This window comes from Psychrobacter sp. 16-MNA-CIBAN-0192, assembly GCF_040309565.1.
Taxonomy (GTDB): Bacteria; Pseudomonadota; Gammaproteobacteria; order Pseudomonadales; family Moraxellaceae; genus Psychrobacter.
This window is the reverse complement of sequence record NZ_JBEOOX010000629.1, coordinates 1-243: the sequence shown is the minus strand read 5'-3', so window position 1 is coordinate 243 and position 243 is coordinate 1. Positions and strand designations below refer to the sequence as shown.

Genomic DNA, 243 nt, shown 5'->3' with positions numbered 1-243 from the left:
CTGTGCTGCCTGTCTGTCCATCGATAATAGGTGCAACAGCGATAGTTACCTGCTTTAAGGCGGGGCTAATGGTATCGCCGATTGTCATCATCACCTGCCAATCCCGACCTTGCGCATTAAGCGTTTGGCTGCGATTGGCGGTTAGCCATGTCTCTTGGATTTGTAAATCGGCAGCCGCGTTTTGGGCAACGAAATGAGCCAGCGTACGGGTACGCAACACATCAACCGAGCTGAGATACGCAC

Annotated in this window: 1 protein-coding gene; it reads right to left on the bottom strand. The window is 52.7% G+C overall.

The window, feature by feature from the left end:
• A partial coding sequence (locus AAEY78_RS14645; protein WP_352340191.1) for a type II secretion system protein GspI occupies nt 1–243 on the bottom strand: 243 nt, incomplete at both ends.